This is a genomic window from Sphingobacterium sp. UBA7253, assembly GCF_002472745.1.
Classification (GTDB): Bacteria; Bacteroidota; Bacteroidia; order Sphingobacteriales; family Sphingobacteriaceae; genus Sphingobacterium; species Sphingobacterium siyangense.
Map to the genome: position 1 here is coordinate 1 of NZ_DKSP01000109.1, position 9,206 is coordinate 9,206.

At 43.7% G+C, this 9,206-nt stretch carries 9 protein-coding genes and 1 pseudogene; 7 read left to right on the forward strand and 3 right to left on the reverse strand.

Annotation, left to right across the window (positions count from 1 at the left end; genetic code table 11):
- On the forward strand, positions 1-849 hold an 849-nt coding region (locus B2X72_RS10695; protein WP_286849562.1), incomplete at its 5' end, for a site-specific integrase.
- Positions 850-996: 147 nt separating this feature from the next.
- On the opposite strand, the gene B2X72_RS10700 is transcribed toward B2X72_RS10695, so the two are convergent.
- Positions 997-1,434, reverse strand: a complete 438-nt coding sequence (locus B2X72_RS10700) for a hypothetical protein (RefSeq protein WP_286849564.1) — start codon at positions 1,432-1,434, stop codon at positions 997-999.
- 616 nt (positions 1,435-2,050) lie between these two features.
- Here B2X72_RS10700 and B2X72_RS10705 point away from each other — a divergent pair.
- From B2X72_RS10705 to B2X72_RS10730, 6 genes are all read left to right on the forward strand, one after another.
- On the forward strand, positions 2,051-2,182 hold the full coding sequence (locus B2X72_RS10705; RefSeq protein WP_286849566.1) for a hypothetical protein: 132 nt from the start codon (positions 2,051-2,053) through the stop codon (positions 2,180-2,182).
- Complete coding sequence (locus B2X72_RS10710) at positions 2,166-3,221, forward strand: hypothetical protein (protein ID WP_286849568.1); 1,056 nt, start codon at positions 2,166-2,168, stop codon at positions 3,219-3,221. Before B2X72_RS10705 ends, B2X72_RS10710 begins: the two co-directional genes overlap by 17 nt.
- On the forward strand, positions 3,218-4,189 hold the full coding sequence (locus B2X72_RS10715) for an STING domain-containing protein (protein WP_286849569.1): 972 nt from the start codon (positions 3,218-3,220) through the stop codon (positions 4,187-4,189). The genes B2X72_RS10710 and B2X72_RS10715 overlap by 4 nt, the downstream gene beginning before the upstream one ends.
- Positions 4,190-4,209: 20 nt before the next feature.
- Positions 4,210-4,488: a hypothetical protein gene (locus B2X72_RS10720; RefSeq protein WP_286849571.1), complete on the forward strand. Its 279-nt coding sequence runs from the start codon at positions 4,210-4,212 to the stop codon at positions 4,486-4,488.
- 599 nt (positions 4,489-5,087) lie between these two features.
- A complete protein-coding gene (locus B2X72_RS10725) occupies positions 5,088-5,558 on the forward strand; it encodes a MauE/DoxX family redox-associated membrane protein (protein ID WP_286849573.1) in 471 nt (156 codons plus the stop codon).
- Between the two features lie 141 nt (positions 5,559-5,699).
- Entirely contained in the window at positions 5,700-6,038 is a 339-nt protein-coding gene (locus B2X72_RS10730; RefSeq protein ID WP_286849575.1) for a hypothetical protein, read from the forward strand.
- A 71-nt stretch (positions 6,039-6,109) separates the two neighbouring features.
- On the opposite strand, the gene B2X72_RS10735 is transcribed toward B2X72_RS10730, so the two are convergent.
- Together B2X72_RS10735 and B2X72_RS10740 are read right to left on the reverse strand one after the other, a co-directional pair.
- Positions 6,110-7,459: a RagB/SusD family nutrient uptake outer membrane protein gene (locus B2X72_RS10735; protein WP_286849577.1), complete on the reverse strand. Its 1,350-nt coding sequence runs from the start codon at positions 7,457-7,459 to the stop codon at positions 6,110-6,112.
- A gap of 55 nt (positions 7,460-7,514) precedes the next feature.
- Positions 7,515-9,206, reverse strand: a pseudogene (locus B2X72_RS10740) (TonB-dependent receptor); the annotation flags it as partial.

Below are 9,206 nucleotides of genomic sequence, written 5' to 3' on the forward strand. Positions count from 1 at the left end.
CTCAAAGGGTATAAAACCTCTCTTTCCCATGTTGGTGGATATCTGGAAAAACAATACAGATCGCAGGATATCTACACAAGAAAGATTGACCATGCTTTCGTTACCGGATACGAGTTCTTTCTGCGTTCTACAATGGGCTGTTCGGCAGTATCAGCGGCAAAATACATGAAACACCTGCGCAAAATCATCAAGATCTGTATCTCACACCGTTGGATTACCGATGATCCATTTGCATTCTATAAGATCAAGGCGAAGGCTAAAGAAAAGGAGTTTCTAACAGATGCCGAACTTCGTAGAATAGAAAAGAAGGAATTCAAAATACCACGTCTTGTGCACGTGCGTGATATTTTTGTATTCTGCTGCTATACCGGTCTTTCTTATGCTGATGTAAAGAAATTGAAGTGGACGGATATCGCTGAGGGGGTGGACGGGAAACTCTGGATCTTCACCAGCAGAGAGAAGACTGCAACATCATCAAATATTCCGTTACTGCCCAAGGCGCTTGAAATTATAGAGAGATACCGAGACTATCCGCCGTGCGCGGCGAAAGATGGGGTACTGCCTGTTCTCAGTAATCAGAAAATGAACAGCTATCTAAAGGAAATTGCTGACCTGTGCGAGATTACCAAAGAACTGACCTTCCATAAATCACGCCATACTTTCGCGACTTCGGTAACACTGGCCAATAGTGTTCCGATTGAGACAGTATCCAAGATGCTCGGGCATACTGATATCAAGACTACGCAGCATTATGCAAAATTACTGGACAACAGGGTGGCTGTTGATATGGGCAGGCTGGAAAGGAAAATTCAGAATAAGAAGGAACCGATTAAAATGGCGGACCTATGACTCCTCAAGCTTTTATCTTTTTAAGAACGGATCATAACTGATCTGAATATTGTTTAAATCTTATTGGAAGCAATGTTTTAAATATTGCTTCCCTGCTTTTGCAAGCTAATAAATAGCAAATCAAAAAGATAGACCATAAATATCTTTCTACAAGTATATCTGCCTGTCAGTCAGCTCCCCGAGAAAACCGTTCGCTTTATCGACCATATCAATATATAGCTTTGTATCTTCAAGAACATGATTGATCCTTATATCATACCGCTCACTCTGATCGACATAATACTTTATGCCTACTTTCTTTAAGAACCACTCCACATGATGAAGCTCCGCACAAGAAGGATCCCTTTCCAGCTTATAATATGATGAAATGTTTGTTCTCCGCAATTTCCCATTCTTTGACCATAACAGATAACGGCTGTTCCTGTCATTGATATATCCAATTATTGTATCCCCTACAAAATCAAGATCTCTGGTAAAACAGCCCTTTTCTTCAATTTGGTTAAAAATAGTCTTTGTCAGTTTTTTGTTTCCTATGGAAACCTGGTTTATCGTAATATTGAGCGGTTGGAGTGTAAATTCTGACATATTCCTAAATATTAATTATACGAAGATAATCACTTTCAGACACCTGGTCATATGTATTTTTGAATTATAACAAAATAATCTATGTCCAGAATTTCTGATTTTTGGGCTTATTAACTTGATGCTATATTTTGGATAGCTGGGCCCGATTTGGGAATATTAATACTGAAGCAGGCCATTATGGCAGTCAGAGTCCATTTGTATTCACAATTTCTGAGATCCCCCCCCCTTTAAATAATGTCAATCTGTCAATTTAAAATCTTTAAATAAAGTATCTATTATACCGTTATCAAGTTTATTTCATTAAAAAATGAAATATTCGAATAAAAAAGATGAAATCTCAAGTTTGGTGTTGGCATGGACTATGATCACATCAATTGGCTTAAAGAAGCCCCTTGGTACAGCAATACTTCGGGGCAACAATTTTTAAAGCTTAGTATGCTTCTAATGTTCAATTATAACGGCGCAAAACTAAAAAAAGTATTTTAAACAACGATTTTATTGTTTGTTCCTTATCGCAATGCTAAGCTGGGGCGGTACCTCCTGCCAAAAACTGGTACATATCAAGCCTATACCTGTCAAGAGATGGGCGAGGGATTTTTTAACAAATTTTCAGCTTATGCAAAAATTAAAACAGTTCATTCTGGAATTTCCAGAGACAAACGGGATGGCCGCTGGAGCAGTGGCCGACTATGACGCCGATTATCTAGCTATAATTGGAAAGGAGGTGTACGATGGCCCAAAACTATAGAGAACTCACACGGCAGCTTCGAAACAGGCTTGATCCTGAAAATCAGATCCTTGAGAAATCAATTAAAGAAGAATTATCGAGTATCAGTTATTCGGATGTGCTCGAATATGTTCGCTATGCGATGAACGGCGTAGAGCCTTCTTATACACAACGTAGTAAAGAGGCAGGAGAGAGAGTGAAAACGCATCTTTATAATGGGGGAATCACCAGTGCTACTTTTCGTTATCAGGGATCAGTGATGACCGATACACATATCCGGGGGTACAGTGACATAGATTTATTGGTTATTTCAGATTTGTTTTACACTTTTGACAGTATTGGGGTAACCCAAGCATTGAATGAAAGCTACTACTATCAGCCTTCCCAACTTCAAAAGCTCCGTACCGAGAAGGAAGTTGGCAGTTATGCCGGCAATGCACTCGATGATCTTCGCCGGTTACGGTTGGATAGTGAAGGAATTCTACAGAAAAAATATATAGTCTGTGATATTTCCAAACCTAAATCCATTAAAATTGAGAATAAAGACCTAAAAAGGGAAGTTGATGTCGTTATTTCAAACTGGTATGATGATGTTACCTCGATCGTCAATGATAAAGGTACAAACCGGGGTATCCAAGTCTATAATAAAGAACTTCATCAAAAAGGAAAAGTTGATTTTCCTTTTGTTAGTATTGACCGGATCAACGCCAGGAGCGCAGAAACGTTCGGGCGACTAAAAAAAATGATACGCTTTCTTAAGAATCTGAAGGCAAAATCAGACCTGCAGATTGATCTGTCAAGTTTTGATTTTAATGCAATCTGTTATGATATTGATGTTTCAGTCTACCGCCATGCAGTTTTTTATGAACTTGTACCTGTGCTATATCATCAGCTGACGAGACTTGCAGGAGATACGATTCTGGCAAACAGTCTGTTATCGGTTGATGGTCGAGAATATATCTTTCGCGGTAAACCTGAAAAGATGCAGAGTCTTCGGCATCTGCTCATAGAAATTAATGCTATTTTATTAGACCTAAAAAATGCCCGGCTATTATTATGAAAAAAAGAATATTTATAGGATCATCATCCGAACAGCTAACGACACTAAACGAGATTGTAGATCTTTTTGGGGATCGTATTGAATGTATCCCATGGACTGATGCATTCGCTTTGAACAAAAGTGGGCTAGACTCGCTGATCAAGCAGACCAGACTGGCGGATTTTTCAATTCTGATTGCAACAAAAGATGACCTTACCAGGCAGCGCGGCGAATCTTTAACAAAACCGCGCGACAATGTTATTTTTGAATTCGGATTATTTCTGGGGGCAGCCGGACCGGAAAAATGTTACTTGATCGCCGAGGAAGACACCGATCTACCAACAGATCTCGATGGTATCGCTGTCGCTAAATTTACACGCAACAGTGGCCAGTATAATTCTCTCGATAAAATAGTTGAGTCCATAGTCGCTCAGGTGGAAAGGGTAGCCGAAACGAGTCAGCTCGGCCTATTGCCATCAACGGCATTGGCAATCGGTTATTATAACAGTTTTATCAAGCGTGTGTGTGAGGAAATTCACAGCTCTGAATGTATTGAACTTGAGGGAAAGAAAATAAAAGTTAAAAGTTTCAGGATCGATGTTATTATTCCCGAAACTCTTGACGACAATGGTGTAGGGAGTTTTACGACGCTTTACAATAAGCGTTATGGACTCTCCAAAGCAACAACCTGTGCCAACCCTGCGGTATTGGGCACCAGAGGTTATCCTTTTCATTTTAAAGTTGACCCACCAGATGCCGATCAGGAAAGCCCGGTAGATATCCATCTATCAGATATTCCTTCGACTTTGAGTACTATTGTTGAAAGCTTGAAGCTGTACCTACCATCAAACCAGATCGGACAGGATTTTGACATGGATTATCTTGAAATGCGGGAACTGGAAAATTTTGCAAAAGCGCTGAAATACCTCATTGGTAGAAATGCAGCGACCAAGGGCTATGTGAATGTTGTGACAAATGTCAAATTGTAGACTTAAATTAAATTATTTATATGAATGTTATAATCACTTATGATATAAAAAGAAATCACACCGAGATAAAAGATGAACTTAAACGTTTAGGCTATAAGGATACAATAAGAGGGGTAAGCCTGGATGATGGAACTCCTGTTGATCAAAAGTTGCCTAATACAACTTTGATAAAGTACAATGCGTCAAATACATTAGATGTGATGCACTCTGTTGTTGGTGTGATCAATGGACACAACGGTGGACTGGACAATGTATTCTGTGCCGAACTGGCAGCAAATTTTACCTGGAATGGTAAATAATCCCTTATTTGTTTTTTTAGCTAATGATCCCGATAAGATAATTAGGATTTCTTATCGGGGGATATGTTTTATTTAAACTCCTCATTCATAATTAGATAGTTATCAAATTGTCCGGAAATTGATATGAACAGATCTATGTTTTGAAAACTCCCTGTAAAGAAGTAATTTGACACGGTTTTTCAAAACACCCTATTTAAATCCATGAGCGGCCGTCAATTTGACGGCCGCTCTGTTAATAAGCCGGTCAAAAGATTGAAGAAGCTATTCTCCAATCTCATAAATTTATTATGACTTAGGCGGAGGCTGGAAAGTCCCGATTAACGAAAGTATACAAAACACACCCTGACTCATTTAATTTCAATAAAAAACACAACTATTTGGTGTGTTTTTTCCTACCTGTGATTTAAAATATATACTGAACTTTAAGATAAAGAGTATGTTCCGCCTGAATTGATAGTTTGTTACAGATCCTTTTCTACCAATCGATAGGTACGTTTCTGCCTAACGGCGGTTTGCGAATAGCGTTAATTTAGCATTATAAATCTTTTGTTTACTGCTTCTCATGTTTTGAAGGAGCACACATTAAAAAAGGTAAGGTTATGAAAAAAGTAAAGGTAATAAAGATTATTTCGCAGTACAGTTTTATATTGCTGTGGGGGATCACCGCCGCGCTGAAGCTTTCGGATTGGGAGTCGACCAAAAGTGAGATGGCACTGCAGTCGTTTCCGTCATGGCTGGAGCGCAGCCTTCTTTGGGGGCTGCCGGTCGTTTACATCGGACTGATCCTGCTGCTGCTCTATAAATCCACGGTACAGTTCGGGATCAGACTCTCGACCATCGTGATAGCTATTTTCACACTTTATCTTCTGATAGGCGTGACTAAAGTTCTCGGCTATACGCCCTGTGCCTGTGCTGGCATCTGGCCGACAAATAACCACTGGCTGCATATTGCACTCAATAGCCTATTTATCCTATTAGGTTCAATATACTGGATATTGGCCTCTAGAAGCCATACGGGAAAAGACGTCGTTTCCGGCTTTGGCAGAAAGGAGGATACGGTCTTATCATAATCCAGCTGAAAGCGCAGGGTAAAGGTCTCCCTGCCATAAACCGCGAATTATCCCCAAAACCGGGACCACGGAAAGGCGGAGGGGCAGGCCATGCAATGGGCCTGAAGAAATCAGCGCATGCCAATCCTTAAATTTTTTGTTATGAAATCATTACTTAAAAATTTGAACTTCGGCGCATTGGTGGCACTTATATCAGTAGTGACGCTTACCGTTTCCTGGAAAAACCATGAAAGCAGAAAGGCGACCCCTACCTGGTACCAGGTGAGCCTGATCAGTCCTACAGGTGGAAATGTTGCCACCAACCAGAAAATTGACGGGCTCTATCCGGGCGGTGCACCGAGCGGAAGCTGTAATACCTCGCCGGGAGCCACCTGTGCTGTTCAGCTGAGCGATGTTCTGGATCCATCTGATATGCCAGCGACAGTCAAAGAAGCGAACGATGACGGTTTCACTTCCCAGGCCTTCCGCCAGCATCAATAGCCCATTAACTAATTAAAATAAGTCAATCAGGTCAATATCCAAAAAAAGGGAGGCAAATTTGCCTCCCTTTCCTACCGCTGGTTCTGCTCGATTCCGTTTGCATCTATTTCTGACTGCGGAATAGGCCAGACCCATTTTTTACTATCTGGTGTCAACGTGTATTTCCGGCCATCCAGCACCCTGGAAAAAGTGACCGGATATTTCCCTTCTTGGTTCAGCCTCCGGGCATCTTCCCACCTGCTCCCCCGCATAAATAATTCCTTTCTTCTTTCGGTCAGGACATAGCCCAATAGATCAGTCACATCGGAAAGTTCAAGGTCATGATATGCACCGGCCTCAGTTCGGTGTTTTCTGAGCAGGTTGATGTCATCCAGCGCCTGCTGATCCATACCCGAGCGGGCCCGGCATTCCGCACGGATCAATAACATTTCCTCGGAGCTGAGACCTGTAAATGCCTCATTTCCCCCATAACCGCAGTAGGCACCGGTATATGCCCGGGTACCATCGGGCCGCCTGAAAAAGTAAATCTTTCGCCTGAGATCATGCTCGTCAAGAGAAGCTATAAACATGGTGTCCGCGTTTCTTCTCGTAGCACCCAATATGCCGCCTACAGCTGCTGAGGAGTAAAAGATGATGGCCGGATTATTTTTGCCATAAGGCTCAAAATAGCTTCCATAGATATCAGTAACCGGCCCCGTAAGTTTATTGTAGTCTATCAGGGTGTTTTTCTTTTGCAGGACGATATCTGCATATCGGAGCGCCATATCAAATTTTCCCTGCTGGAGATAGACCCTTGCCAGTAGTGCCTGTACGGCTGTGGTGCCCGGCATATAGGGACTGCTGGCATCTACCAGCGGTATTTTCTCGGCTTCTGTCAGGTCATCCAGTATCCGGTCGTAAACCTCTTTCAGTGAAGAGCGGCCGTATCTGACAGAAATATCATAGTCCAGCCGCAAGGGCAGACCGGGATCCTCCCCGGCAGCAGGTTCATGATATGGTCTGCAGAATAGCTGTGCCAGCTGATAAAAGTTCCATGCACGGTGGAAACGGGCACTGACCCTTACCCTGTCCCTGTCGCCCGTCTCACCCTGGCCGAGCTTTGCAGATTCAGCATCAAGGGCAAGATTGGCATACATGATCCTTTCGTATGCCAGATCCCAGTCCCTGATATTCCGCTGGGTGCCATAGGGGTTATCCTGCCAGGTATAGGTATACTGGTGGAACGGAGTGTACTGTGATCCCGCCACAAGCTCTGCGGAATTTTTGACATAATATTCATCCGCTCCGAGATAAGCCAGATCACTTGAGGTAAAATACATGTTTTCCCGGCCAAGGATCGCCAGATAGTCTTTGGCCGTCTTTGGAACAGCCTGATTGGATGTCCTTTTGACATCCAGAAAATCTTTGCCGCAGCCTGCCACAATAATGGCAAGACTGACAATTAAGTAGTTTTTTAAATCTTTCATAATATCGCTGTCAAAAGTCTAACCTAAGTCCAAATGCAAAGCTTTTGGGCGCCACATAATCAGCACCGGGAAAATCGGGGTCCAGACCGTACCGGTTCGCTTTCCAGATTATCCCCAGGTTCCGGGCATATCCGTAGAGCTGTACATGCCTAAATACCGATTTCGGTAAAATAGATGCCGGAAGATCGTAGGAAAAGCTGAGGTCCTGCAGCCGCAGGTGACTGCCGCTGGTCGCAAAATTTTCATACTGTTCAAACATGGCGTACAGATTATCAGATGGATTCCCGGATGTTGCCGGAATATCTGTCCAGCGTTCATCCCCCGGATTCTGCCACCGGTTCAGGTAATCCATATGATACTGCAGCCTGTATTCTCCTTCGGGAACGGTTGTCGAACGCCGGAATACATGCCCCATTTTCCAAGAGATCAGGAAAGAAAGGCTCATGTTCTTCCATCTGATCTCATTGCGTAAAGAACCATAGACAGTCGGGACTGTTACCCCAGCGGCGATGAGATCCCGGGACGAAAGGCTGTTAAAATAATCAACGCCGTTTCTGGTACGCTGCCCATCAAGGAACATCAGCACTGTGCCATCAGCGGGATCCAGCGAATATCTGGGCAGTGCAAACAGGACGTCCTTGCTCTTTCCGGCCACGGGAAAAGAAGGGGAAAGCAGGTAATTGTATAATCCGATATTATTGTCTGCTGAATACCCGGTGACCTCATTGTGGACAATGTTGAAAAGGATCGTACTGTTCCAGTTAAATGCTCCAAGGATATTGCGGCTGCTGAGCTGGATGTCCATTCCTTTTGTTTTCAGGTCCGCATAGTTGACAAGATTTGAGTTTTCAGCGAAACTCTCCGGATAGATTCCAGTACTCGGCGGAAGTACGCTGGCCCCGATCAGGTCATTTGCATTTTTTATGTAATAATCGGCGCTTAGCGAAATCCGGTTATCGAGCACTCGGGTATCCAGCCCCAGGTTAAATGTTTTCACCTGTTCCCAGCGCAGGGACGGATTCCCGATACTCCGCACAATGGCCTGTGGAAGCCCGGTGTTCTCACCCGTCGCGGAATATTCAATGGTGGGCAGTGAACTTACATTTTTATTGACATTTCCTGCAACGCCATAGGTGGCCCGCAGGCGCAGGTAATCCATGGCAGGCAATTTAAACCAGGGTTCTTTTGTCAGTTCCCAGCTGCCGCCAACTGACCATAGTGGCGTTCCTTTCTGGTTTGTTTTCACCCCGAACAGATTTGAGCCGTCCCACCGGAGTGAACCAGAAAGGACATACCGGCTTTTATAGGTGTAGCTGGCATTTCCAAAATAGGACAGGTAACGGTCTATGAGCCGCTGTTTTGCGGAAGGAGGGGCCAGGAGCCTTGACCTGCCGCTGGGAAGTGTCCTGTAGTTTTCGGTATAGCTGTAATTATTGTCCCCCATCATCAGTTCGGGATCATAATTGTACAGGGTATAGCCCGGGTCAGTTGTCTGTACCATTTCCCTGATCTCTGCTCCCGCCAGTGCGGTTATCTCATGTTCTTCGCTAAATTTCTGCGAATAGTTCAGCTGCGCGCGCCCTGAGTGGCTCCCTGAGAAAGCGGGCGACAGCGCGCGGAACACGCCTCCGTAGGGGATGATGCGCGTACCGTCGGCCTGCGTGAAGCGGTTGACGATATTGTGCGCATAATAACTGTCCTT